Annotated in this window: 21 protein-coding genes; 12 read left to right on the forward strand and 9 right to left on the reverse strand. The window is 36.0% G+C overall.

Annotated elements, in window-relative coordinates; all coding sequences use genetic code 11:
* Positions 1-92: 92 nt before the first annotated feature.
* Positions 93-3,197, forward strand: a complete 3,105-nt coding sequence (locus tag BBH99_RS00385) for a non-ribosomal peptide synthetase family protein (RefSeq protein WP_083188700.1) — start codon at positions 93-95, stop codon at positions 3,195-3,197.
* Between the two features lie 66 nt (positions 3,198-3,263).
* Here BBH99_RS00385 and BBH99_RS00390 read toward each other — a convergent pair whose 3' ends face one another.
* Entirely contained in the window at positions 3,264-4,502 is a 1,239-nt protein-coding gene (locus tag BBH99_RS00390) for a spondin domain-containing protein (RefSeq protein ID WP_066690459.1), read from the reverse strand.
* Positions 4,503-4,730: 228 nt separating this feature from the next.
* On the opposite strand from BBH99_RS00390, the gene BBH99_RS00395 reads away from it, so the two are divergent.
* On the forward strand, positions 4,731-6,386 hold the full coding sequence (locus BBH99_RS00395; protein WP_066690461.1) for a hypothetical protein: 1,656 nt from the start codon (positions 4,731-4,733) through the stop codon (positions 6,384-6,386).
* Between the two features lie 228 nt (positions 6,387-6,614).
* On the opposite strand, the gene BBH99_RS00400 is transcribed toward BBH99_RS00395, so the two are convergent.
* On the reverse strand, positions 6,615-7,409 hold the full coding sequence (locus BBH99_RS00400; protein WP_123872932.1) for a hypothetical protein: 795 nt from the start codon (positions 7,407-7,409) through the stop codon (positions 6,615-6,617).
* Between the two features lie 5 nt (positions 7,410-7,414).
* Positions 7,415-7,714 (reverse strand): hypothetical protein, encoded by a 300-nt coding sequence (locus BBH99_RS00405; RefSeq protein ID WP_066690466.1) that lies wholly within the window; start codon positions 7,712-7,714, stop codon positions 7,415-7,417.
* A 1,232-nt stretch (positions 7,715-8,946) separates the two neighbouring features.
* Here BBH99_RS00405 and BBH99_RS22170 point away from each other — a divergent pair.
* Entirely contained in the window at positions 8,947-9,444 is a 498-nt protein-coding gene (locus BBH99_RS22170) for a helix-turn-helix domain-containing protein (protein WP_165601851.1), read from the forward strand.
* 122 nt (positions 9,445-9,566) lie between these two features.
* On the opposite strand, the gene BBH99_RS00415 is transcribed toward BBH99_RS22170, so the two are convergent.
* Both BBH99_RS00415 and BBH99_RS00420 read right to left on the reverse strand, forming a co-directional pair.
* Positions 9,567-10,043 carry a YdeI/OmpD-associated family protein gene (locus BBH99_RS00415; protein ID WP_066690470.1) on the reverse strand — a complete coding sequence of 159 codons (477 nt, stop codon included), beginning with the start codon at positions 10,041-10,043 and terminating at the stop codon, positions 9,567-9,569.
* A gap of 76 nt (positions 10,044-10,119) precedes the next feature.
* Complete coding sequence (locus BBH99_RS00420; protein WP_066690472.1) at positions 10,120-12,324, reverse strand: S46 family peptidase; 2,205 nt, start codon at positions 12,322-12,324, stop codon at positions 10,120-10,122.
* 86 nt (positions 12,325-12,410) lie between these two features.
* Here BBH99_RS00420 and BBH99_RS00425 point away from each other — a divergent pair, with 86 nt between their 5' ends.
* Positions 12,411-12,845, forward strand: a complete 435-nt coding sequence (locus BBH99_RS00425; protein WP_066690611.1) for an META domain-containing protein — start codon at positions 12,411-12,413, stop codon at positions 12,843-12,845.
* 89 nt (positions 12,846-12,934) lie between these two features.
* Here BBH99_RS00425 and BBH99_RS00430 read toward each other — a convergent pair whose 3' ends face one another.
* From BBH99_RS00430 to BBH99_RS00445, 4 genes are all read right to left on the reverse strand, one after another.
* Positions 12,935-13,345 carry a hypothetical protein gene (locus tag BBH99_RS00430; protein ID WP_066690474.1) on the reverse strand — a complete coding sequence of 137 codons (411 nt, stop codon included), beginning with the start codon at positions 13,343-13,345 and terminating at the stop codon, positions 12,935-12,937.
* A 6-nt stretch (positions 13,346-13,351) separates the two neighbouring features.
* Positions 13,352-15,874, reverse strand: coding sequence for a beta strand repeat-containing protein (locus tag BBH99_RS00435; protein WP_066690476.1), 2,523 nt, complete (start codon positions 15,872-15,874; stop codon positions 13,352-13,354).
* Between the two features lie 5 nt (positions 15,875-15,879).
* Positions 15,880-16,359 (reverse strand): T9SS type A sorting domain-containing protein, encoded by a 480-nt coding sequence (locus BBH99_RS00440; RefSeq protein ID WP_066690479.1) that lies wholly within the window; start codon positions 16,357-16,359, stop codon positions 15,880-15,882.
* 159 nt (positions 16,360-16,518) lie between these two features.
* Entirely contained in the window at positions 16,519-17,226 is a 708-nt protein-coding gene (locus tag BBH99_RS00445) for a LytR/AlgR family response regulator transcription factor (RefSeq protein ID WP_066690482.1), read from the reverse strand.
* A 193-nt stretch (positions 17,227-17,419) separates the two neighbouring features.
* Between BBH99_RS00445 and hflX the strand changes: the two genes are divergently transcribed.
* From hflX to BBH99_RS00485, 8 genes are all read left to right on the forward strand, one after another.
* Positions 17,420-18,643, forward strand: coding sequence for a GTPase HflX (hflX, locus tag BBH99_RS00450; protein ID WP_066690487.1), 1,224 nt, complete (start codon positions 17,420-17,422; stop codon positions 18,641-18,643).
* Positions 18,643-19,272, forward strand: a complete 630-nt coding sequence (locus tag BBH99_RS00455; protein ID WP_066690490.1) for a DUF4919 domain-containing protein — start codon at positions 18,643-18,645, stop codon at positions 19,270-19,272. The genes hflX and BBH99_RS00455 overlap by 1 nt, the downstream gene beginning before the upstream one ends.
* Positions 19,273-19,296: 24 nt before the next feature.
* Entirely contained in the window at positions 19,297-20,577 is a 1,281-nt protein-coding gene (locus BBH99_RS00460; RefSeq protein ID WP_066690493.1) for a cation:proton antiporter, read from the forward strand.
* Between the two features lie 20 nt (positions 20,578-20,597).
* The gene (locus tag BBH99_RS00465; protein ID WP_066690495.1) at positions 20,598-21,320 is read left to right on the forward strand and encodes a DNA alkylation repair protein; all 723 of its coding nucleotides are present in this window, start codon (positions 20,598-20,600) and stop codon (positions 21,318-21,320) included.
* Positions 21,321-21,449: 129 nt separating this feature from the next.
* Positions 21,450-22,118, forward strand: a complete 669-nt coding sequence (locus BBH99_RS00470) for a hypothetical protein (protein WP_066690497.1) — start codon at positions 21,450-21,452, stop codon at positions 22,116-22,118.
* 17 nt (positions 22,119-22,135) lie between these two features.
* Positions 22,136-24,160, forward strand: coding sequence for a hypothetical protein (locus BBH99_RS00475; protein ID WP_066690499.1), 2,025 nt, complete (start codon positions 22,136-22,138; stop codon positions 24,158-24,160).
* On the forward strand, positions 24,161-25,399 hold the full coding sequence (locus BBH99_RS00480; protein ID WP_066690501.1) for a hypothetical protein: 1,239 nt from the start codon (positions 24,161-24,163) through the stop codon (positions 25,397-25,399).
* Between the two features lie 24 nt (positions 25,400-25,423).
* Positions 25,424-25,762, forward strand: a complete 339-nt coding sequence (locus tag BBH99_RS00485) for a DUF6122 family protein (protein ID WP_185111011.1) — start codon at positions 25,424-25,426, stop codon at positions 25,760-25,762.
* Positions 25,763-25,778: the final 16 nt, after the last annotated feature.

Raw genomic sequence — 25,778 nt, forward strand, 5'->3', positions numbered from 1 at the left:
TGTTGATAGTAACGGTTTATTAGCTCTGTAGGTGTTTGATAGAGAATCAACTCTAGTAAAAAGTAAACTTTTAACCAAATCACATCATTACAATGTCAAACCAAACACCAACATTAGAAACCCAGTCATTTGGAACTGCCGTACTGCTGTCTTCGGAAGACAGAGAAAAACTTTTAAATGATTTCAATAAGACCGCATGGGATTATAAACAGGAAGAAACCCTGATATCCCATTTCAGAAAACAGGTTGAGCTTCATCCGGATCATATTGCTGTTGTATATAAAGATCAGATGATAACGTATAAAGAATTGGACCAGAAAAGTAATCAGCTTGCCAATCAATTAATAAGTAAAGGGATCAAAGAAAATATGTTTGTTCCTGTATGGCTTGGCCGCTCTCTGGAATGGGTTGTAGCAGTTCTGGGAATTGTAAAAACAGGAGCTGCTTATGTTCCGATAGATCCGGCATATCCGGTAAAAAGGGTAGAGTATATTCTTTCAGATACTGCTGCTCAAATGATAATTACCAATCAACATCTAGGTTCGCTCTTGTCAAATAATGAAAAAACTGAAGTATTTCAGCTGAATACAATGAAAGATCTGGAAACTTTCTCTCACCAGCAACCGAATATCGAAGTACATCAAAATACACTGGCATATACAATTTATACATCTGGCTCAACAGGAAAACCCAAAGGAGTAATGGTTGCCCACCTTGCCATTCAGCATTTGGTAACCTGGCATAATCATTATTTTCATGTAGATCATACTTCGAAAGTAAGTCTTGTTGCAGGGTTGGCATTCGATATTTCTGTATGGGAAACTTGGTCCGGACTTACTTCCGGGGCAATACTTTTTATTGCGGAGGATGAAGAAAGAACGGAAACCTCTGCTTTGGTGGAATATTTTCGTAAAAATGATATCACTCATGGCTTCGTCCCTACAGTTCTTGTTCCTTCTTTTATAGATAAGACCAGAAATTATAACGACTTACCACTCAAATATCTCTTTACGGCAGGTGAAAAACTAAAACCAGTACTAACCACCGAATTGAGTTATGAACTCATAGATTATTATGGCCCCACCGAATGTACCGTGTATGCTACATTTAGGAAAGTTAAAGATGTAGAAGGTAAATATGTATCATCTATAGGCAGGCCTATAGCAAATGCCCAAGCTTATATTTTAAGCGAAAATAAGGAACTGTTACCAGTAGGAGCTATTGGGGAATTATATATAGGCGGGGAACTGTTGGCTAAAGGTTATCTTAATAATGAAGCACTTACCACTGAAAAGTTTATTGCCAACCCTTTTAAAAATGAAGAAAAACTATATCGCACCGGAGACCTCGCTAGGTGGCTCCCTGATGGGGAAATTGAATTTTTAGGAAGAATAGATAATCAGATAAAAATCCGGGGCTTCAGGGTTGAATTGGGAGAAATAGAACGTACCCTAAGCCAGCAGGAAAACATACAGGAAGCTATGGTTATTACAAAAGATACAGGAAATAATAAATATCTTATTGCTTTTATTGTGTCTAAACCAGCTTCTGAAAAGAATATTACTTCTGTCAGAAGTCTATTAAAAGAAGAATTACCAGGATATATGATTCCTTCCCAGATTGTTTTTATAGATAAAATTCCCCTTACAGCCAATGGAAAAACAGATATCAACTCTTTGAAAGACCTTGCTGATAAAGAAGCTAAAGATCTTGTTTCCTTTGAACCACCAACCAATGAAACAGAGCAGATTATTGCAGATATCTGGTCATCAGAATTGGAACGTCCCGTTATTAATATTACGGATAATTTTTTTGATATTGGAGGAAATTCTCTGTTGGTTGCTGTTGTAGCAGTTGCGTTGGAAAGGAGGCTTGGGATAAAAGTATATCTGAGGGATATCTATCAGTATCCCATATTACAACAGCTTTCTGAGATTTTGATTGCCAGATCTGAAGAGGCAAGGGAAGCGGTTCCTGTGGAGGATGTAGAACCTTATGTAGAGCTTCAGCAGGATGTATATCTCGCTCCAGGAACTGTATTTGCCGGAGGGTTCGATCCTAAGCAACTGGAAAACCCGTCAGCTATATTTTTAACCGGAGTTACAGGATTTGTAGGGATTCATCTTTTACAGGAGCTTTTAGATACAACAGAGGCTGATATTTATTGTTTAGTAAGGGCTCAGGATGAATTTCATGCTAAAGAAAAAATAGACCGTTGCTATAAACAGTTTGCTATTTCTCAAAAAGAACAACAGAAGGTAAGAATTATTCCTGTATTAGGTGACCTTGCACAACCATTATTGGGACTATCAGACAAAACATTTAAAATGCTGGCGGAAAAAGCAGACTTGATTTACCATTCCGGAAGCTCAGTAAACTTTATAGAGCCTTATTCTTATATGAAGGCTCCCAATGTAGAAGGATTAAGGGAAATAATAAAACTGGCCGGGGCGGAAAGAACAAAATGCTTGGCATTACTGTCCACCATATCAGTGTATAGCTGGGGACATATATTTACAGGAAAAACTGTGATGCTGGAATCCGATGATATTGCTCAGAATCTGATGTCAGTAAGTAAAGATATTGGCTATGTAAGAAGCAAATGGGTAATGGAGGCCGTTGCGGATTTGGCTGCAAAAGAAGGATTACCACTCATTACTTATAGACTAGGATATGCTATGTGTCACAGCGAAACAGGGGCAAGTGCCCCGTATCAATGGTGGTCAGGATTAGTGAAAAACTGTGTGGAATTTCAGTCTTATCCGGCATTAACGGAGCTGAGAGAAGGCCTGATTACAGTGGACTATATGACCCAGACTATGGCTTACATTACTAAAAATAAGGACGCAGTAGGAAAGAAGTTCAATCTTATTGCCAGGCCGGAAACCAATCTTACTTTAGAGGATTTCTTCGGACTGATGAAGAAATATTATCCATTAAAATTAAAAAGTCTTCCTTACAAAGAATGGAGAAAACAATGGGAAGATGACAGTAAAAACCGCTTGTATCCATTAACCAGCCTTTTCAGGGATAATATGCATGAAGGGTTGTCTACAGTAGAGCTTTATCAAAATACTTATATCTGGGATTGTTCCAATGTTATCCAATTTCTGGAAGGCTCAGGCATTAAGGAACCTGTATTTGATAAAAAGATCTTGGATGCGTATTTACAATATCTTGGAATTTCAGTTTCATAACTTTTTGAAACATACACATAAAAAACCAGACGGAAAGTCTGGTTTTTTTTATTTTCTATTAAAAGTTTAATTCACAGTTACTTTAATTACATTCTGTACAGCAGGAACAGGATACTGGCTTCCAACTTTCGAAATAACCATTGCTTCACTTTGTGGAGTACCTCCGAACAAGGCCTGATGATTTCCGGCTCCGGGATATTGATCTACTCCTGTACCGGAATCAAATAAAGCTGTTTTTGAGCTAAGATCGCCTTTTACAGTAGCATCAATGCTTGCTTCATTGGAATAGAACCAGTCATTGGAAAACCCAAACATGGTAACATAAGCAATTTTATCTCCCGGCTCTGCCTTAAAGTTTGCCATAACTTTATTCCCTGGAGTAACGGGAGAGTTTCCTGCAACATAAATACCTTTAACGCCAGGGAAAGATTTTAAGCTGTTTTGAAGCTTGCTTACGTTTCCAAACTGAGAAATTTCTTTTAGTCCCATTCCGTTATCCATTTTTCCCAATTCATAGATTGGATTTTTATCACCACGGTAAATCACAACTAAGGCAGGAGAAAGCCCTGTCATAATTCCTGTATTGGCATTAAGTTTTGCTTTCATCTTATCAATATTTCCCATCTGGGCTATATCTGTAATTTCAGGATTGGATAAAGAATTAGGCGTAAAGAACGGAACGCTGTTCAGCAGTTGGGAACCATTGTAATTGGAAACGGCCCAAACTCCCGGAGAAAAAGGTGTTTCATTAGCTGTTCCGCCTGAAGTATTGGTGATGGTTAAGGTAAACTCCGATGTCATCTCATTGTAGGCAAGATTAAGTTTCATCAGCTGTGAAGCATTCACATTAGGAACCTGTGCAATAGGTTTACTTTCCACCTGTCCACTAATATCATTTTTTGTTCCGTTATCCCACAGCAGAACGCTTGAGGAAACATCACCGGTAATGGCTTTTCCGGTGGCATCAAAAAGTTTGATTCCCGGCTGTTGAGAAGCAAAGAACCAGTCCTTAGAGGCGCCATACATGGTAGCAAACATAAGAGCTTGTGTTTTCCCTGCGCTGAATTTAATAGTTTGAGATTCCCCGGGTAAAATAACATTGTGTCCTGCAGCTGCAAGAAAAGTAACTCCCGGAATTTCTCCGCTTTCCACAAAATCTTTTGGGGTAACAACGTTTTCAAAGGTGATGGTTCTTTGTGAAGAAAGGTCCATCATGTTATTATCCGAGTCACTGCAGGATAAAAGGGCAAGCGCTGTCATAATTCCTGCTACAGGTGCTGTCATTTTAAAAAAGGTTTTTTTCATAAGAGTGATTTTTTTAAGTTGTCGTTGAAAGTATAGTCGGACACTTTTTTTAATCCTGACAAAAAAATCAGATAATTTTTTTTTAAGTGATAGCTGATGGTTTGAAGAAACAGTTTTGTAATACGTCGAGTTCTGTCGCTATGACTAAAGATATTTGTACTAAGACAAAACGAAATATGGCCATATAAAATTTGTCTGAAATTAACCTATAATCAAAAAATATTTAAAATGAACGAATTTATCATATTGGCAGATGAGTTTACAGGAATAGAGTACTCATGGAAGAAAATCGGGGTTGCAGATCCTAATGTAGATAATGTATTGACTAAAAATGTTAATGGTTATAAATATGAAAGAATGTTTGATGTGGCAGACGTAAGATGGTGGGGAGTAAAAGGGAACGGAACGGATGAAAGTGTAGCATTGAACAAAATGCTTTCAGATATTAAAGATAACAGAAAAGTAAATGAAGTAGCCTTTTATGGGCTGGAAAAAGTAGTTACCAATTCAACATTGAATATTAAAAGAGGAGACTTAATTATTGATGGCAAAAATTGTGAGCTTTCAGCAGATCGTCATGTTGATATTATCATTTTTAATATTGAACCAACAAAGACTTTTGTACCTGAAACTGACTCAAGCGGAAATCCTGTAAAAGATGAAAATGGTCAAGATAAATTGAAAGAAGTAATGATATACTATAATAACATCAATATTAAAAACTTTATTTCTTTAAATGAAACAACAGCACAAACATTCCTTAGAGCTGTATCAAGCCACTATTTGCGAATTACAGATTGTCGTTTTGATGGTATGAAACTTGGGTTTGATTTGAAGGACTGTTACTTTACTAAAATTAATTCAGTGTATTTCCACTCCGTATATCAGGCATTTAAATTTCATAATGCAACCAATGCATTTAATGTTACGAATTTGAAAGTTCATGGCGGAGGTATCCCTTCGGAAATTTTCAAAACAACAACAGGTGGAAATATTTCAGGATGTAGTTTTGAGGATGCTTCTGGACGTTTATTACTGGATGAATGTTTTGGTGTTAATATTTCTGGAAACTATTTTGAAGGGTATAATGAAGAAAAAGTGGACTCCTATATTGCAACTGTTAACGGAAACTATGAAAATGTAGCAGGTATTAATATTGCAGGAAATTTATTTCATACAGGGGCTATGCAAGCGATTAAACTGGATAAAGTTGCAGGAATTTCAATTACTGGAAACCGAATTTATACATTACATGCAGTTAGAATAAATGGGGATAAAAGCCAGGATATACCTGAATTCCATTCTACACAAAGAAATATTAATTATACTGGAAACTCATGGAAGTATATTAAATCTTCTCAAGTTGGTCTTCCTGAAAGTGACTCATCGGAATTTATTGTAGATAATGATCATGGTGCAAATATTTCTCCAGAATGGAATGTACCTGTTATTTTTACGCCGCAAGTTTTACATGGCAGATATTTTGAAGATGGTGATCATCAATTGGCTGCAACTGCTATTGATGGATTATCAACTGCAAATTATATGACACACATGTGGCAAACGAATGGAAAGAAAGTTGAAGCATACTTAAACGGCTCGGTAAATTTGTTGGGGAAACATTTTGAGCCTAATGAATCCGTAACAGTAGATTTTGAACCATTCGGATTTGGAAGTACCGTAGGAACTTTAATGATTCATAACAGTACCGGAGAATTTGCAATGTATGCATGGATAAGAAATGTAAACAGTAAATTCAAAACAGGATATCTAAAAAAGATTGTTGATGAATTAAATGTAGAGGTTGTTCATAATGAAGGTTCTATTACATTTAAAAATAATAGAGCAGAATTACAATATCTGAAAGCAGAATTAAAAGTATAAATGATATAAACATTAATAGAAGGGAGGGTAGACGAGTTCTACACTCCCTTTTTTCCTTCCAAAATCATCTGAATCATTTTAATTTTTCTGTTTTCTCTGGTCTCCGGTTTCTTAGCTTCCTTTATCTATCCTTTTCATAAAAAAGGCTATCTTACTTTGAGACAGCCTCTTTTAAAAAATTATTTGTACCTGCCTTTCGGACACTAATATTTTCAGGGATATTTTAATTTAATATTCATAAATAAAAGTTAAAGCGCACTGGGTATTTTTATCACTGGAATTTCCTCCTAATGCCATTACAGTTGTACCAGATTTAAACATATTGATTCCGACTATAAATTTTCTTCCGGCATTAGGTCCTGATAATATATTGACATACATTGTTTGCGCTTCTCTATAATAAGTTAGTGTATCTCCATCCATAAAAGTTCCTTCATTATTATTGAGAGTTGTATTATTATTGTATGCAGGATTATTATAGGAATTGATATTACTGCTGAAGGAAATTTGTGAGCCCGATATGTTATATAAAATTGCTGAGTATGTATCCGCTGTTCTGCTTACAAAATCAATTCTGAACAAATCATTCGCTGCAAAACTTCCATTGGTTGTTAAAGTGCTATAAAGATAGCTTTCAGAAGGAGAATATAATGGTGGGTTTGTTCCTGTATGAGTGGGCCGCATTCCAGGATAGATAGGGCAAAATAATGCAGCACTGGAATTGACAAAAGTACTGTCACTGTTAGATTGTAGACAGTTCCAATCAGGAGCAGCAGGTGTACCATTATTAACCTGCAGACAGTTTTCTGTTGTATTAAAAATAATCAGTCCCATTGCTGGAAGTGTAATTGTATTTCTATCTGAAGTTGACATTCTTCCGAAAAGAGTCCCTTTGAAATCTCCATTATTATCTGTCGGGCTAATATGTAGATTAGTAGAGGGGTCTGGATTTGTTAATCCTATACCTACCTGTGCTTTAAATAATGCTGTACAAAAAACAGCTATAACTAATAATCTCTTCATAACATTTATTTTTTTGTTTTTAAGCATTGCCAATTAGACTGTATTGAGCTTCCTAAATTAATTGAAAGGCATTTTTTAGTAAGGTCATAAACGACTAATCCTTTTGTAGGGTTAATTATTGAGTTTACATTACTCGTTACCATGGTTCCCAGCAATGTTCCTTTAAAATTATCCTTATTATTCTTGGGTGCCACTGTTAAAATTGAAGAATTATCGGGAGAACTTGTCTCTATACCAATTTGGGCAGATAAATAACAACTGTAAAAGACTGCAGTTGTTAAGATGATTTTAAATTTTGTTCTCATTTGTATGTATTTTGATTAAAGAGTCAGGAAAAAATAAAGATTATCTTTCCTGTTTTTTGTAAAAGTTACTTTAGGATAGAAGTTGAATTTTGTGCTCCTATCTCCTAAGTGATTATCTTATTTTGTACAAAATCCTTCTTGATACGTATATTTTTTTCACCTTAAAGCCATATAAAGACCGATAGATATCTTTATAGTGAGATGTATTTATGTGTGTTTTAGAATCTAATGAAAAAGTAGGGGAACAGAGTTAAGAGTATTTTTCATTTTGTACAAGAAAATTTTGATTTTAAATAATGTTTTTGCTTTATAAAAGTAGAGGGATGTTAATTGTCCATAAGGTTTTCATATGTTCGGATAAAGCTGTATTTGATGGAAGAGTAAATTGCCTTTTTGGCAGGTCTTCCAGATAATACCATCAAAGAAGGCGATAAATAAATCTGTCTTTTTTTTCAAAATGTTTTTTCTGTTGACGAAGTGATACTTGCAAATTTAAGAAGTAGATGAGTAGGGAATTGATTGTTTATAAGCAGAATATTGAAAAATGCTGTACTTTGGTATCTTGCTGAATATCATTGTGTTATTTAAGTTGATTTTTTGAAAAGCTTTTAATGGCTACATCTTTGCTGTTAAACGAGATTTACTAAAGAAGGATAAGAAGATCGTAATCCGTTATTTTTGTTTTAGAAATGAGAACTAATAATATTTTTTTGAGTCTGGGTTTAAAAAAATTTATCACGTGCCAGATGTTGTCAATTACATGCGCATTATTTATTCATGCTATATTGTTCAGATATCTAGGAATGGATTTTTTTTGTTATTATAATTTATTTGCTGCATTTTTTGGAGTGTATATACTTATCTATATGAGGAAACTTAGCTTTCAGCAGATAGAGCCTTTTATTAATTTTTATCTGATATTCAAATCTCTGTTTCTGTTTTTATATGCAGTATGTTTCTGGGGGAAAACACCTGTTGCTTTTTTTTGGTTTTTTCTGATGCCCTTTTTCACTACGGCTATTTATTCACAAAGAACCTCCATTTATTGGATTTTATATACACTTGTTTTAATAGTGTTAACAATTGTATGTTCTGATTATATTGAAAGACTACCAATTTATAAGCATATTGTTGTATTGCCAGCCAATGGAATTATGCTTATTAATATATTTTCATTAATCTCAATACTATATTTTATCGCATTGGGGAGCTATTTTAGCAGAAAAATCCATATGCTGGATACGCGGAACTCTTTAACCTATTTACAACCTATGCATGATTTGGAAAGTGACAATTATGTAGATGGTTCTTCTAATGATCAGAATGATGAAAATGATGAAAAGTTGAAAATGCTTTACAAAGAAATTCTGGATTACTTTCAGAAATATGAACCTTTCAGAAACTCGGATTTTTCAACTACACATCTTGCCAATGCCTTACATACTAATGTAACCTATATATCAAAATCTATAAAATTCAATGCTAATACTAATTTTACAACTTTTGTCAACAAGTATAGGATCAATTTGGTAAAAGAGCTTATAGATAATAATGTATTGGAAAAACATTCCTTGCTATATCTATATACATCAGCCGGGTTCAGGCATCAGTCAACATTCAATAAGGTTTTTAAACAAATAGAAGGAGTTACGCCAACTGAGTATGTAAAAGTAAAAGCAGAAAATAATACTTATGCCCAAGATGAGAAGCAGCTTTCTGAAAAAATTTAAAAACATATATCTGGCCAATGAGTTTGGGCAGAACAGGCTGGAATTTTATTTTATAATAAATTTAAGAATGTGAAAGGTTCAGTTAAAAACTCCATATTTTAGAAAGGATAATTAATTTAAATTCATATTCCCTTTTTTCCATCCAGAATCATCTGAATCATTTTTACCTTTCTGTTTTTTCTGGTCTCCGGTTTCTTTGCTTCTTCTATCCAGCGGATATACTCCTTTCTATGAGTGTAACTCATTGTATCAAATAATACTTTTGCTTCAGGATTTTCATTAAAGATCACAGCAATATCCTCAGCAATTTCAACCACTCGTTCTTCCTTATCCTCAACCAGAGAGATTGAAACCTCGTCACCAAAAGTTTTTCCAAGCTGTTTCCTGATCTCCTGTGTTAATCCTAAAATGTGACAGTCGGATTTCATTTTAGCTAAACTTCCACGATATTCAACTTTATCATCAAATGTGGCTTTAATTTTTACCTGACCTTTTTTGTTGAATAATTCTTCTGTTGAAAAAGGGAATTCCACAAAAGCAGCATTCATTTCTCCGTTTTGCTTAATGATGGCTGTGAATACGATAGGCTGAGAATTCATAAACAGTATTTTAATATTCAAAAATAAAAAAACCGTGAAAATTACTTTCACGGTTTCAAAAATATATCTGATAAGATTATTTTTTCTTTGTTTTCTTAGGCATTGTTGTAGTACCTGAGTTTTTAGTTTTTGTATCAGCCGGAGTGTTTGCGTCTCTTACAAGCTTTAATTCATCAATTAATCTTCTTGCACCAGCAAATTTATCAATAGTCCAAAGAACGAAACGAACGTCTACGTTGATTGTTTTCTGCCATTCAGGCTCAAATACGATATCACCGCTTAATGCTTCGCTGTTTCCGTCAAATGCAATACCGATAAGGTTTCCGTCCCCATCAATTACCGGAGAACCAGAGTTTCCTCCAGTAATATCATTGTTAGAAAGGAAGTTTACAGGCATATACCCTTTTGCGTCAGCATACTGTCCGAAATCTTTAAGGTTGTAAAGGTCAATGACTCTTTGAGGAAGATCAAATTCTTCATCCCCTTTCTTATATTTTCCAACAAGCCCAGACATATCTGTGTAATAGTTATCAGTAACACCGAAGTAGTTTCTGTCTTCTCTGATAGGAAGTTTATCAACAGTACCGTAAGTTAATCTCATCGTAGAGTTAGCATCCGGATAGAATTTCTTTTCAGGCATAGCTTTTACTAAACCAGCTAAGAATAAACGGCTGTTTTTTGCGAAATTATCATCTACTTTAACGTATTTTTCAGCGCTCATTTTCTGATCTGCAACAATACCATTTGCTGCTTTCCAAAGTGGATCAGCGTCAAGTTTTAATGCATCCGGATTCAATAAGAAATTAGTAGCGGAAGTTTTGTTGGCAAAAATAGAAGAATAGGCCAGGTTAGAAATTGTTTTAGCATCTAATCCTAAGATGGTAGCAGAAGCAACATCTTTATTTACTCTTGCCTGGTAAAGGCTAGTCATAGAACCAAGCATATCTCCTTCTAATGAAGGGCTGAAATTTTCGTAAGCAGCTTTAATAGCAGCTTCAGTTTTAGCTTTCATAGCCAATCTTCCCTGCATATCCTGAGCAGCATAAGTTTTTAAAACAGAACCTAACTGTAAAGCCAGAGAGATATATTTAGCATTTCTAGTGAACTGAGCAGCATAGTTTCTTTCAACATTTCTGTCAGAAGTTTGTTTGTAGTATACACTAATGTCATCCAGAATACCATCATACATAGTATTTCCTGGTTGAGCAGCCCAAACCTTAAATTTGTCTTCTATGGCTTTCTTGTCAGTGATGGTACCATTTTTCATTACTGCATCAATTGTTCCCTGTCTGTTTTTCCAGTAGTTCGCTACAGAAGCATATTGAGAAGCATAGTTAAGCTGAGTTGCTTTATCTTTATCCATGTATTTCTTCATTACGTCCATTGCGGTTTTAGACGCTTCAACCCAAGCCGGATAGTCTTTGTTTACCATCTGCTGAATTCCGTAAGAAGTCAAATAACGGTTTGTTCTACCAGGGTATCCAAGAATCATTGAGAAATCACCAGGCTTAATTCCTTTAAGAGAAACCGGTAAGAAGTGCTTAGGTTTCATTGGAACGTTGCTTGGAGAATATTCAGCAGGATTTCCAGCAGCATCAGCATATACTCTGAAAACTGTAAAGTCTGCAGTGTGTCTTGGCCATTCCCAGTTATCAGTGTCACCACCGAATTTTCCTAATGATGAAGGCGGTGCTCCTACCAATCTTACATCTTTATAATCCTGGTATACGAAATAGTAAAATTCATTTCCGTTGAAGAAATCTTTTACTACTACAGTATATTTTCCGTTTTCAGAGTTTTCTGTTTGGATTGCTTTAGTTTCAGCATCAATAACAGCTTTTCTCTCTGCTCCGGTCATATTATTGTTCAGTTTGGATGTAATTCTTTGAGTAGCATCATCCATTCTTACTAAAAATCTTACATAAAGATCTTTCGCATTGAATTCGTCTTTCTGCTTCATGGCCCAGAAACCATTCTTCAGATAATCTTTTTCAGGAGTAGATGCAGCAGCAACAGCTCCATAACCACAGTGGTGGTTCGTGAATAAAAGTCCTTTATCAGAAACAATCTCCCCAGTACAGAAACCACCAAAACTTACGATAGCATCTTTTAAGCTGGAATTGTTAACTGAGTAAATTTCTTCAGGCGTAAGATGCAGACCTTCTTTTTGCATATCAACACCGTTAAGTCTTTTGATGAGCATAAGCAGCCACATCCCCTCATCCGCCCTCATCTGAGCAAAGCTCAGCAAGAAAGTGAATAGTAGAAATAGTCTTTTCATTTTATAAAATAATTTTTGTGTTGCTAATTTACTAATTTTTATGAGATTCTGTCCCGGATTGGTACGAAAATGGGATGATAATCAGCATGAAAAAAATACTATTCCCCTTTTTTGCCGTTTTATTTTTAGGACTTGTTTTCAATTGCTCCGCAGTACCGGATAAAAATCCAAGTATTCAGAGACAGTGGATGCTGATTTCTTTTGATGGTTATTCTAAAGATCAGTTGATAGCTCATAAAGCAGAAATCAATCTGACCGGAAAGATGGAAAAAGGTAAGATTCAGGGAAGTGCATACATGGGTTGTAACCAGATGTCTTTTTCTTCTGAATTTAAAAATGACGGGAAAGTGAAAATTTCCCAGGGTGTAAGTACCATGAAAGCCTGTCAGGATATGAACCTGGAAATCTCTTTTCAAAAGAAATTTGAAACAATGACAACATATTCTGTAGAGGGACATTTTTTAACATTGTCCGATAATCAGGGAAATACGATGAAATTTGTAGCTGCAGATTGGGACTAATCATCTCATGATGTAATATAAAAAGTCCGCTTATAAGCGGACTTCTTTTGTTTGAAAAATCTAGTTTGGTTATCAGCTTTTTGAGATTATTAGTTTTTCGGGATTGTCTTTTTTATTTCTTCCAAAGTAGCAGTGTTGGGTAGCCCGATACTTGTTTTTGTGTTCCTAGAATTTATTGTGTTATGAGATGCCTGTCTGTTGGGAATGGTTCTTTTTATCTCCTCCAATGTTGCTGTATTGGGAAGAAGCTGTCCTGAGGTATTGGCTGCTTTAGGTTTTTGCTCCTGTTCTTTCACTTCCAGCCCCTGGTCGGAAGTCAGTCCTGTATGAACCGTTTGTTTTTCTATATTTTCTTTGGCGTCCTGCATCAGCTTTGCTTCATGCTCTTTAATCTGTTTCAAAGCCTGCGCTTGATCTTCTACCGAAGCGGACTGTTTATTTTCCTGAGCATACATAAAAGTACCTAAGAATAATAATGGGATGATATATACTGTTTTCATAACGGCTTATTTTATGTTGACTAATACTTGAATTTTTCCAATCTCTTTTTGGTTATAATCCTGAAGAGCTTTTCCGATGACCTGTCCTATTTTTACTTTTTTAGGATCTGCCTTCATAGCAATCCCTGTTTGGGATGACGTAACCAAAAGGTCTCCTCTTTTTATTTTTCCGTTCTCAAGACATATTTTGGTTGGGATCACTCCAATAACACCCATCGGAACTTTATTGGAAATATCTGTATCAATATGTTCCTCTGTTAAAAGTACTCCCGGTTTGGTTGCATATACACCAGCAACAAGATTTGAATAAGGTTTTGAAGACTTTTCTACCGTTCTGTCGGCATTAGTTGAGATGACCAGAATATCACCAGGTTCATATTCAGAAATATTTCCATTTACATCAAATACTTCAGCAACGTCAGCCCCACTGTTTTGAGTTCCTCCATTGAAGAATCCTCTTCCATTGCTGTCTATACGGGCTACATTTACGGTACCGGGATTTCCGGACTTGAATACGGCAATAGAACCAGTACTGTGGGTTTCTGCTGTAAGTGCAGGATTGGTATTGGATGTATTAAAATTAACGAGTCTTGCAGCTCGTCCCGTTCCAAAATTAGGAACCCATGCAAAAAGAGCATTTCCGGATCCGTCAGCTGTTGTTTCAACACCGTCACCGGTATTGGATGCGTTAGCGGTAATCCCATTTCCGTTTCCATCTGCAATAGCAATTAAAGCTGGTCCGTTTCCGGCAGGATTACTGGCATGGAACAAACCACCATAACCTCCGGTGCCGGAAGAAATACCATAAATGCCCGCGGTCCCGAAATTAGCAAACTGTGAATTAACTTCTCCTCTTACAGCAGCAGAGGTTCCGGTTACCCTGTCAACTTTAAAATTTCCAGCAATACCATTTCCTACGGTTTTTACTGTTATTACATCATTTGTATTATTGTCATTAAATATTTCAAATCTGCCGGCTCTTCCAGTGGAAAAAGAAGGAACCCATGCATACAGGGCGTTTCCTGCACCGTCAATATTGGTTTCTACACCATTTCCGTCTTTTCCTGCATTGGCAGTGATTGCATTTCCATTACCATCAGTCAGTGCAATAAGAGAAGCTCCGTTTCCTGAAGGATTTGATGCGTAGAATAATCCTGCACGTCCTCCTGTTCCAGAAGAGACTCCAAAGATAGCAGCAGCTCCAAAGTTTCCGAAAATAGTATTAACTTCTCCTCTTACAGCGGCTCCTACACTGTTGGTATTATTGAGTAGAAAAGAAGCTGCATTTCCCTTGGTGTTATCAGGGATGTTTCCATTTCCGTTAGAGGCCACTTCAAAGGTATTGGCATCAGTATTTGTATTGTTGAAGTTTTCAAATCTACCGGCACGTCCTGTACTGTTGTTAAGGCCTACCTGCCCATAAACACCAATACCCGTTCCTGCTGTATTGGTGGCAATAAATCCTCTTACTCCATATCCTCCACCATCATTTCGGCCTACTACAGATCCGGCAATATCACTGGTTGTTCTTCCAACTATTGCTTCACCGCCTCCGTTATTATCACCCACAACACCTGCAGAAGTTGTGGCAGTTGTTATTCCGTGTATGGCAAAGCCACTTCCTGTAGAACTTCTTACCCCGGCGCCATTTCCTGTTGTGGTAACATTGACAACTGTTCCGTTTCCTACGGAGGAAACACTAAGTGCATTATTGTTATTGGCATTATTGAATATTGAAATACTCGCAGGAATTCCATTGTTGCTGGTTGCTGTAAGTCCTGTTCCTGTATTACTGTTGGCATAGACTCCGGTTCCATTGGCACTGGCATTTCCATATACCCCCAAGCCATTAGGTGTTACTCCATATACTCCCCAGCCACTTCCTGCCTGGCTTCCGTAAACGCCTACACCAAGTCCTCCTGTTCCGTTATTGATCCCTCGTATGGCAGAAGAAAACCCTCCTGGAGAAGCACTGGTAACAATTCCTCTTATAGCAGCAATATTGGATGTTGTTGTATTGTTACTGCCTTCTAAAGAGGTTCCGTCTCCGTCATTTGTTAATGAAAATAGGGTAGATGCATTATTTACTGTATTAGCATATGGAATGGAAAAGCTTCCTCCACCGCCGCCCGCAGATTTGGCATACATGGCATAAGGAACACTTAATAATTGACTGGTTCCTGCTATCGTATAGTTTGTTCCGCCTGAAGGATCAGTTTCTGTTTTTAAATAATAGTTTCCCAAAGTCCAGTCAATGGAAGAGAATACTCCTGAGAGAACTGTTCCTGTTCCTATTTCCATACTAATAAGACCATTGGCATTCGTATTTCCGGTAAGTCGTTCAGAGTAAACAAGTGTACCTGCGGGAGAGCCTTGTAATAAGCTTACCTTAATAGCAATTCCCTGATTGATGAGCAGTTGCCCGGATCCGTTTCTCACAATTGCCTGATAGCTCATTTTTTCAGGAGCCTGTGATAGCCCCATAAATAGGCCGGACAGAATCCAGAACATTAATAATATCTTTTTCATGGTGATTATTTTTTGATGATTTTAAAAGTTTTTAGATTTTCTCCATGCTGATTAATCCTGATGATATACATTGCAGAAGGGATATCGGAGAAATTGAGTTCAGATTTTGATTGTAAAATCACATCTTTTCGGATTAATTTACCTTGGGCATCAAATAGTTGGTATTCTGCTCCTTTGAAATGATGAGTAGTAAAATCCAGGTATAGATAATCTTTGAAAGGATTAGGATACAGTAAAATATCTTTCAGGTCTGATGCCGCAGTTTCACGAGTAGTAAGTGTGGTAATTTCATAGGGCTGTTGAACGCCTTCTAGAATTTCATTGGCGGCTCCCTTATCGAGATAGGTCATCTGACCAACGCTGTAGGAAACAGAGCCGCTGCCATCTGAAGCATTCATTCCCGTTGCCAGAATTGCAGATTGAGCTTTCAGGCATGAGAAGGAAAAGACAAACAAGATGAGAGAATAAATAAATGTTTTTTTCATGGATAACGGTTTTTAAGGTGATGAATTCAAGTCTTTCCATCGGAAAATTGGGAAGACTAAATTACGACCTATCATAACCTGATAGCCGAAAAATAGACTAACGGCAGAAATAATCGACCAACGGCGTTTTGTGAATTATTATAATAATTGAACCGCTTTTTAAGGCTCAAAGAAAGACAGATTATTTTTATATGTTCTGCCAATGGGAAGTTTGATATGATGGATCAGTTCTATTTCATGACTGCTTTTTCCACGGATGAGGTGCTTGGGTACAGCATAGCTTCTGTGGATTCTGACAAAAGAATCAAAAAAGTTTTTGTGCAGAAGATTACCCAAAGAATCCAGGATACAGTGTTTCTTTTCTAGAGTAACAATTCGGGTATAATCTTTAAGTGCTTCCAGATACAGAATATCTGCTTTTCTGATCTGAGAAATGTTCCCGCTTTCTTTGATCTTAATACATTCTTGTCCCAATATCGCGTCATAGCATTCACATTTTTCCTTTACCTTAAAAAACTCGAACAGCCTCTGCATAGAATAATGAAAGCGCTCTGAAGTAAGAGGTTTGGTAATAAAATCCAGTGTATTGATCTCAAATACACAGGCTGCCAGTTCCGGATGGGAGCTCACAAAGATGCAGGCAGGAATCTTATGAGCTAACTTACGGAATTCCAGTCCGCTCATGCCTTTTAAATTAGTCTCGGTGATAAGAAGATCAATGGGAAGTTCAAGATAAGAAATTGCTTTTTCCGCCGAATCAAAAGAAGCGACAATTTCTATATTCTCATATTGTTTAATATAATGCTGAAGAACCAGCCTGTCCAGTTCATCATCATCAATAATCATACATCTGATATGGGTAATCATGATCTTCTGGATGTAATTTTTAAGTTAAATATTTAAAAATCAGAAAATTATTATATAAAGTTATTGATTTTTTATAAAATAAAACGATGCTCAACTTAAATTTATATTAAAATATGTTATTAACTAGAAATTGATTTTGTTTTTTTTCCGAAAAATATTATCTTGTAAAAATCATAAACATAGATAGAACTTAATGTTAGAAAAGAAAGAACATAATTATGAAAAGGTGGTGTTGGTAGGATTAATTACCAAAGACCAGGATGAGGAGAAGTTAACAGAATATATGGACGAACTGGAGTTTCTTGCTTATACGGCAGGAGCAACGGTTGACAGAAGATTTACCCAGAAGATGTCCCAGCCGGATTCCAGAACATTTGTAGGAAGCGGAAAAGCATTGGAGATTAAAGAATATGTGAAGGAAAATGAGATAGGAACTGTAATTTTTGATGATGAACTTTCTCCTTCCCAGTTGAAAAACCTGGAAAGAGAAATGGAAGTGAAGATTCTGGACCGTACCAATCTGATCCTTGACATTTTTGCACAGAGAGCACAAACTTCTTATGCAAGAACCCAGGTGGAACTGGCACAATACCAATATCTTTTACCTCGTTTGACGAGAATGTGGACTCACTTGGAACGTCAGAAAGGAGGTATCGGGATGAGAGGTCCCGGAGAAACGGAGATTGAAACTGACCGTCGTATCATTCGGGACAGGATTACTTTATTAAAAGACAAACTGAAGACCATCGATAAGCAAATGGCTACTCAGCGTAATAACCGCGGAAAAGTGGTTCGTGCAGCGTTAGTAGGGTATACGAACGTGGGGAAATCCACTTTGATGAATGCTCTTTCGAAATCTGAAGTTTTTGCTGAAAATAAACTGTTCGCAACCCTTGATACCACGGTAAGAAAAGTAGTGATCGGAAACCTGCCGTTCCTGCTTACTGATACCGTAGGATTTATCAGAAAATTACCTACCCAGCTGGTAGAATCCTTTAAATCTACATTGGATGAGGTGAGAGAAGCGGATCTACTGATCCACGTTGTTGATATTTCACATGAAAGCTTTGAAGATCATATTGCTTCTGTTAATGAAATTCTGCAGGAAATTGATGCACACAGAAAGCCAATGATTATGATCTTTAACAAGATTGATGATTTCAGCTATGAGAAGAAGGATGAAGATGATCTAACTCCTTCAACGCGCAAAAATATCTCTCTGGATGAATGGAAAAAAACATGGATGGCCAAATCCAAGTATCCTACTGTTTTCATTTCTGCTTTAACGAAGGAAAACTTCCCGGAAATGAAAAAAATGATCTATGATGAGGTAATGAAGATCCATATTTCCAGATTCCCATACAATGATTTCCTTTTCGAATACTTTGATGATGAAGAGGAAGAAAACAACAATTAATGAAATATCATTTTTTCCTTTTATTCATGCTATTTTCGGTTTTTGGGTTCAGCCAGAAATCAAAAGTGGATTTTAAAGCCATTGAAAAGAGCTTCAAAAGTTCTGATTCTCCATACAATTATGAGAAACTTCTTTTCAAGTATAAAGGGTATCCTAAGTCTCTGGATAGTATAGAAGCACAATATCTTTACTATGGAAGGAATTTCAGGTCGGATAGGATTACAACCCTAGACGAAAGTTTCAAAGGTTTGGCAGAAGCTTTTAAACAAAACCAATTCGAGGATTGTGTTAAGCAGGGGAAGGCTTTGTATGATAAAGATCCTACAAATCTGGATATTCTGCTCATTCTGCTCAGAGCCTATGATTCTTTAAAAGATGGGAATAATTTTATCCATCACCTGAGTCAGTTTCGGGCGCTGACAGAAGGGATCAAAAACTCTGGTGACGGAAAATCTGAGAAAACGGCTTACCTCGTAAATTCGGTAGGAGATGAATATATTCTGCTGAATATTCTGAATATAGGAAATGATTATACCAGAGGATCACAACCTTCGAAGGACGGCATGTTCGATATCTGGGAAAAAGGAGGTCAGAAAATATACATCAAGGTCCTTTACTTAGACTTATAAATTAATTTAAAAAAAGAACACTTAGTGGAATTATATTATTCATTTTCAGCATTAATCGTATTAGCATCCATATTTGCCTATCTTAACTACAGGTTTTTAAAACTTCCAAGTACTATTGGAATAATGGTGATTGCCATTGTGGTTTCCATTTTCCTGGTTATGTTTGGAGAAACAGTGCTTCCAAGAACTTTCGGACATCTCCATAATCTGATGAACAGCATCGATTTTACAGAGGTATTGATGGGAGCGATGCTTAATTTCCTTCTTTTTGCTGGAGGAATTCATATTAACATTAATGATCTTAAAGAACAATTCCGGCCAGTGCTGATATTTTCTACAGCAGGAGTTGTAATTTCCACTTTTGTAGTAGGTTTTGGAATGTTTTATTTGCTTCCATATGTAGGAATTAAGCTTCCGTTTATCTACTGTCTTGTTTTCGGAGCATTGATTTCTCCTACCGATCCGGTAGCGGTTCTGAGTGTACTGAAGCAAGCAAATGTTTCTAAATCATTAGAGACAAAAGTAGCCGGGGAATCTCTTTTTAACGATGGTATGGCGGTTGTGGTATTTACAGTAGTATTACAGCTTGCCGTTGGAAAAGAAGTAGATCTTGGAGTAGAAAACATTGGATTACTATTGCTTCATGAAGCTGGTGGAGGACTTTTACTGGGTGTTTTACTCGGTTGGGTGACTTCCAGGTTAATGCGTGAGGTGGATGATTATATTATTTCCGTACTGGTAACACTTTCTGTAGTGATGGGTGGTTATCTTATTGCAAGACAAATGCATATTTCAGGGCCATTAACGATGGTTGCTGCAGGATTATTCATGGGGAATTTTAACCGGAACTTCAAAATGAAATCGGTTACTCAGGACTATCTTATCAAATTCTGGGAGCTGATTGACGAAATCCTGAATGCCGTTCTATTCTTATTCATCGGGTTTGAACTTTTAATGATTAAAGACCTGAAGCATTTCATGATTCCTGGATTAGTAGCCATTTTAGTAGTTCTTTTTGCAAGGTTTATTTCCATCTGGGGTCCTACAAAGTTTACCTCTCTCAGACGAAGCTTCAGCCCGCAAACCGTAAAAGTGTTGGTTTGGGGAGGAATCCGCGGTGGTGTTTCCATTGCCTTGGCGATGTCTATTCCTAAAAGTGAGTATAGTGAGATAATCTTAAGTATCACTTATTGTGTGGTAGTGTTCTCCATCATTGTTCAAGGGCTTACCATTGCAAAAGTTGCCAATCCTAAACAGATTGTAAAGGAAGAAGAGGAAAATACTGTTGTAGAGCATAAAGCTTAGTTTTTAAAATCAGGTGATATATGAGTACGGGTATTGTTAAAGAAATACAGGAAGCCCTTGCGGTATTATCCATTCCTGAAAAAGCAGAATTCTTTCCAAGATTTTTCAAAACAGGAGAAGGAGAATATGGTGAAGGAGATTTGTTTCTCGGTGTAACAGTGCCTGATCAGAGATCTGTTGCTAAAGAATATTATTCAAAGATCAATCTAAAAGAACTGAGTGAAATCCTTTCTTCAAAATACCATGAACATCGGCTGACGGCTCTTTTTATGCTGATTTCAAAGTTTGAAAAAACAAAAGATATAGCGGTAAAAGATGGAATCGTAGAATTTTACCTTAGCCATCTTCAATATGTTAATAACTGGGATCTTGTAGATTCCAGTTGTTATAAAATTCTTGGAAGGTATGCTTATGAAAACAAGAAAGAAACACTGTTAAGAGATCTTTCTGAAGCAGAAGAGATGTGGCATAAGAGAATTGCTGTGGTGGGAACCATGCATTATATCAAAAAAGGATCTTATGATCTTACCAAAGAATTCGTAACCAGGAACCTGAAACATTCCCATGACCTGATGCATAAAGCCAATGGCTGGCTGCTGCGTGAAATGGGAAATAAAAATGAGCAGGAGCTCATAGGCTATCTGAACAAATATTATAAAGAAATGCCAAGAACCTGTCTGCGTTATGCCATTGAAAAGCTGGACGAAGATCTTCGTCAGGATTATCTGAAAGGACGTATCTAGATACCCCAAAAAGCGGTAGGTGTTCCGGCTGGAAAAAAGTACCGGAAAACAGCTATTTATGCTCTAAAAATCAAAGATTATAAGGATTTAAGGCCAGAATTGAGTAATTTTGTGGTTTTAAACCCAATCATGAAAAATTTTCTTAAAATATTTCTTTTATTTCTCCCTTTATTATTTCTGACAAGTTGTTTTGACATTCTTGATAAAGTAAATATCAAAGCTGACGGTACCGGGGAATATACCATTATTCTTAACGCCAGTAAGAGTAAAACAAGGCTGGCATCCATCTCCAAGATGGAAACCATCAACGGGAAGAAAGTTCCCAAAAAAGCTGAAATTGAAAAGAAAATCAATGAAGCTGCAACCATTTTTAAAGGAACTCCAGGAATCAGCAATGTGAAAACATCCGTAGACCTGGAGAATTATATCATTAAGCTGAGCTGTAATTTCAAAAAAATTGAAAACATCAATGCAGGTCTGGAAAAACTTAAAACTCAGAAAATATTAGGTAAAATGGTTCCTACACAGGTTTATAGTCAGAATCTTGAGAAAAAAACGTTGACAAGAAATAAAGTCAATACCTTCAAAGAAGATTATGATAAAATGACTAAGGCAGATAAAGAGGTTTTCAATGATGCAAAATATACTTCCATTATGCAGTTTGAAAATACTGTAAAATCACAAACCAATAACACTTACGTGCTTTCACCCAACAAAAAAGCACTTAAGCTGGAGGCTGATATCCTGGATCTTATTCTTCAGAAAAAACAAATACAGAACACGATTCTTTTTCAATAAATTTCTAAACTATAGGCATGAAATCTATCTTAATAAAAACACAAACAATTATTTTCGTACTCTTTGGCTTTACCTTGGGTTTTGCCCAAAACAGCATGAAAATTCCGTCTGACGCCGTATTTTATATGGAAGTTAACGGGAAACAGCTTAACCATAAAATCAACTGGAATAAGCTGAATCCTTTGCTGCACGAACTCAGCAAAAAAGACAAAGAAAAAGTCTCATGGACGGATTATTCCAAAACAGGAATCAAATACGATGCTGTTCAGTATCATTATGCCAGTTTTAATGATTCCATCAAGACTTATAATACCCATTTTATCATTGATAATAAGGAAAAATTCCAGGAGTTTGTTAATTCTATGAAGAAGAAAGGACAGGAGGTATTCAACAGAAAGAATTATTCTTACGTAGACATTGATGATGATATTTTTGTAGCTTGGAACGGGAGCCGTGCTGTTCTCAGTATGATTAGCTATACAAGACCTTATAAAGGAGATCTTTGGGCTGAAGAGGCTGTTACAGACAGTACTGCAGTTGCCGTTGCTGATTCGGCTGTCGTTGCAGCAGATGCTACAGATGTTTATGCAGATGAGCAGGAAAAACCTTTTGATTATAAAGAAGAAATCAAAAATCTGAAGGAAGATATTAAGTATCTGAAAGAAAGTATTAAAGATAATAACAAAGAAATTGCAAGAATTCAGAAAGATATCAAATACCTTCAAAAACATCATAAATATCCTAAAGAGAAAGAAAGTGCAGAGATTCCTTATGAAGAAGGAGAAATGCCTAATGAAGCTTATGATGAAGAAGCGGAAAAAGCTTATCAGAAAGAGCAGGACTCTATCCGCAGGGAAGATTTTAAGATTGTTCAAAAGAATGCTGAAGACAGGTTTGACCAATATTTCAACTCGAATTTAGAAATCGAAGTCCCTAAAGAAATGCTGTCGTTCAGAGATGGTAATTCTGATGTTTTTGTTTATACAGATTATGGAAGGATTGTTAATGAGGGACTTTATGGTAAGGCAACGAAGTATTATTCTTACGGGCAGCTCTTCAAAAATATGTACAATTCCGATCATTCTTACAACCTGTATTTCGATAAAGACAAAGTAAGATTGGTAAATAATTATCAGCATAAAAATTCTGAGATTCAGAAGAGCATGTCTGCAATTTATAAGGGAAAGAAAAACAGAAAGCTTTTGGAACTTATCAATGAAAAAAGTGTTGGTTACTACGCCCTGAATGTAAACGGTGCAAAATGTTTTGATATGATGTACAGCCTTCTTCAGAATTCCGGAGTTAATGACTACAAGAAAGAAATGGAGCTCATCATGGAAACCATGAAAATTATTCTTGATGAAGAAGCTATTGCCAAAATAGCACCAGGAAACGGAATTTTTGTTCTGAATGAATTGAAATCTAAAACAGTAGAATATACGGATTACGAATACGATGCTGATTTCAATGAAAAAGAAGTAAAGAAAACGAAGGAAATTGCAGTTCCTAACTTCACTTTCGCTTTTGCAACGGAGAATGAAGGCTATTGGAACCGTATGTTTGATATGCTGGCTGCCAATAAGAAATTCTCTAAAAGATTCTCTAAAAAAGGAAACTTATACACCTTTAAAGAAGAGAAAGAAGGAGGATATATTGACCAATTATTCTTTACTGTAAAAGATGGAGTGGTATATCTGATGAGTTCTGCAGATAATATGTTATCGACAAATCAATCTGATATTTCCAGAAAATGGGCGAAAGATTCTGCTAAATATCCTTTATCCGGAAGATTGGATCTTCAGAAGCTTTTAACAGGTCTAGACAAAGAATTTAAGAGTCCTAAAGAAAGAAAAACATTGGATGCTATTAGAAAAAATATAGGAGAACTGTACTATAAAACAGAAGTGAAAGGGGAGAGCATTCAGACTGAAATGAATTATAATATCAAAGATTCTTCTGAGAACAGTTTGATGTATTTCTTCGATATATTCGATCAGATTTTTAAAACAAAAGAAACAGAAAAGAAATCACCTATACTATAGATGAAAAAAAAGAAGATCATTGTCCCGTTACTTGTATTGCTAGCCGTTGCAGTATACTTTGTGGTTTTTCATAAAGATAAAAGCCTCAGATATATTCCTGAAAATGCAGATGCGGTTGTTTTAATCGATAGTAAGAAACTAATGGGACAATACCTCTTCAGCTTGGCAACACATCCTTCAGAGTGGTCTGGAGGTGATATAAAAAGCAAAAATTCCACCTCATTCAAAGATTCAGGAGTCAGAATTCCGGATTTTTTGCAGATTTTCCATATTAAAGACACTAAGTTCTCAGAATGGTATAGCGTTTTAGAGCTTAAAGATCCTCAAAAGTTCATTGCTTTTTTAAAGAAGCGGAATTTTACTGATAATGGAAATAACCGTTTTCAGAAGGAACAATTTTTCTTTGTAATAGAAGGTAATCATTGTATAGCAGGTACTTCTGATCTTGCTTTTGAAACGATTAATAAAAAGCTTCTTCAAACACCTTTAAATCCTGCTAGAAATGCAGAAGAGTTTATTCAAAATACAGTAGGAAGTATTTCATTCATTTCAGGACAGAAAATTCAGAATTTTTCTATTGAACTGCATGATGATGAAATTGAGATCAAAAATAATTCAAACCAGAAGATTTTTAATGCAATTGCCTCCAAACTTCAGAAAAGTGATCAATTTCTGGAAATGGAATTAGATCAGGAGAACATCAGAAACTTCAGCCGTTTTTTCAATAAAAGCATTGCAGATTCTTCACAAGCTACTTTCTTAAGAGCTATTGCTGATCTTGAGCAGGTAAATGATACCATTGTCAGCTATGAATTTGATGATAATTTTAATGAAGTTGAAAAAAAGACCTTTCAGAAGATTACACAGCCTAATTATAGTATTGATATTCAAAGTAAAGATGCGGAGAAGACATGGGCCTATTTTCAATCTGAAAAATGGATAAATGGAGAAAATCAATTCACGGCAATTCCTTTCCAGCCTAATGAAATAACTAAAAATAATAACGGAGTTGTTATAAAATCTACAAGAAGGCCTGTGGTTATAGCTCCTCAATTAAAAGAAAACTATATCCTGATTCGAAACAATTCTTTGTTGTATTCATCTTTGAAAACATTGAGTAATACAGAGAAAAAAGTTATTTCTGATATTGATTATGTGCTGTATGGGAATAAATCACAGGATTATTGGCTGAAAATAAAAGCGAAAAAAGGAAATTTACCCTTAATTTTACGGTGGTAACCTGGAAACTGAAAAAATCCTTTAATGGCTCCATCAGAAATTGCTTTGCTCAAGACCTGTACACATTATTTTTTACATTTTGTGTTTCCTGTCTTTATTGCGTTGGTCTTTTATCCTAAGAACTGGAAGAAGGCATATTTTATATTATTGGCAACAATGCTGGTAGATCTGGATCATCTTTTTGCCAATCCTATCTTTGATCCTTCGAGAGAAAGTATCGGTTTTCACTTTTTACATTCCTATTATGCCATTGCGGTGTATTTTTTGCTGCTGTTTTTTAGAGGAAATATCAGAATTGTCGCTATCGGATTGCTTTTTCATATGTTGACAGATTACCAGGACTTTAACTTCTGGCCTCATTAAAATAACATTAATATTT

The organism is Chryseobacterium contaminans, from assembly GCF_001684955.1.
GTDB classification, from domain to species: domain Bacteria; phylum Bacteroidota; class Bacteroidia; order Flavobacteriales; family Weeksellaceae; genus Chryseobacterium; species Chryseobacterium contaminans.

Excerpts from the sequence above, each read along its gene's own strand:
- BBH99_RS00385 (WP_083188700.1), top strand. The coding sequence starts at position 93 with ATGTCAAACCAAACACCAACATTAGAAACCCAGTCATTTGGAACTGCC.
- BBH99_RS00390 (WP_066690459.1), bottom strand. The coding sequence starts at position 4,502 with ATGAAAAAAACCTTTTTTAAAATGACAGCACCTGTAGCAGGAATTATG.
- BBH99_RS00395 (WP_066690461.1), top strand. The coding sequence starts at position 4,731 with ATGAACGAATTTATCATATTGGCAGATGAGTTTACAGGAATAGAGTAC.
- BBH99_RS00400 (WP_123872932.1), bottom strand. The coding sequence starts at position 7,409 with ATGAAGAGATTATTAGTTATAGCTGTTTTTTGTACAGCATTATTTAAA.
- BBH99_RS00405 (WP_066690466.1), bottom strand. The coding sequence starts at position 7,714 with ATGAGAACAAAATTTAAAATCATCTTAACAACTGCAGTCTTTTACAGT.
- BBH99_RS22170 (WP_165601851.1), top strand. The coding sequence starts at position 8,947 with ATGCTGGATACGCGGAACTCTTTAACCTATTTACAACCTATGCATGAT.
- BBH99_RS00415 (WP_066690470.1), bottom strand. The coding sequence starts at position 10,043 with ATGAATTCTCAGCCTATCGTATTCACAGCCATCATTAAGCAAAACGGA.
- BBH99_RS00420 (WP_066690472.1), bottom strand. The coding sequence starts at position 12,324 with ATGAAAAGACTATTTCTACTATTCACTTTCTTGCTGAGCTTTGCTCAG.
- BBH99_RS00425 (WP_066690611.1), top strand. The coding sequence starts at position 12,411 with ATGAAAAAAATACTATTCCCCTTTTTTGCCGTTTTATTTTTAGGACTT.
- BBH99_RS00430 (WP_066690474.1), bottom strand. The coding sequence starts at position 13,345 with ATGAAAACAGTATATATCATCCCATTATTATTCTTAGGTACTTTTATG.
- BBH99_RS00435 (WP_066690476.1), bottom strand. The coding sequence starts at position 15,874 with ATGAAAAAGATATTATTAATGTTCTGGATTCTGTCCGGCCTATTTATG.
- BBH99_RS00440 (WP_066690479.1), bottom strand. The coding sequence starts at position 16,359 with ATGAAAAAAACATTTATTTATTCTCTCATCTTGTTTGTCTTTTCCTTC.
- BBH99_RS00445 (WP_066690482.1), bottom strand. The coding sequence starts at position 17,226 with ATGATTACCCATATCAGATGTATGATTATTGATGATGATGAACTGGAC.
- hflX (WP_066690487.1), top strand. The coding sequence starts at position 17,420 with ATGTTAGAAAAGAAAGAACATAATTATGAAAAGGTGGTGTTGGTAGGA.
- BBH99_RS00455 (WP_066690490.1), top strand. The coding sequence starts at position 18,643 with ATGAAATATCATTTTTTCCTTTTATTCATGCTATTTTCGGTTTTTGGG.
- BBH99_RS00465 (WP_066690495.1), top strand. The coding sequence starts at position 20,598 with ATGAGTACGGGTATTGTTAAAGAAATACAGGAAGCCCTTGCGGTATTA.
- BBH99_RS00470 (WP_066690497.1), top strand. The coding sequence starts at position 21,450 with ATGAAAAATTTTCTTAAAATATTTCTTTTATTTCTCCCTTTATTATTT.
- BBH99_RS00475 (WP_066690499.1), top strand. The coding sequence starts at position 22,136 with ATGAAATCTATCTTAATAAAAACACAAACAATTATTTTCGTACTCTTT.
- BBH99_RS00480 (WP_066690501.1), top strand. The coding sequence starts at position 24,161 with ATGAAAAAAAAGAAGATCATTGTCCCGTTACTTGTATTGCTAGCCGTT.
- BBH99_RS00485 (WP_185111011.1), top strand. The coding sequence starts at position 25,424 with ATGGCTCCATCAGAAATTGCTTTGCTCAAGACCTGTACACATTATTTT.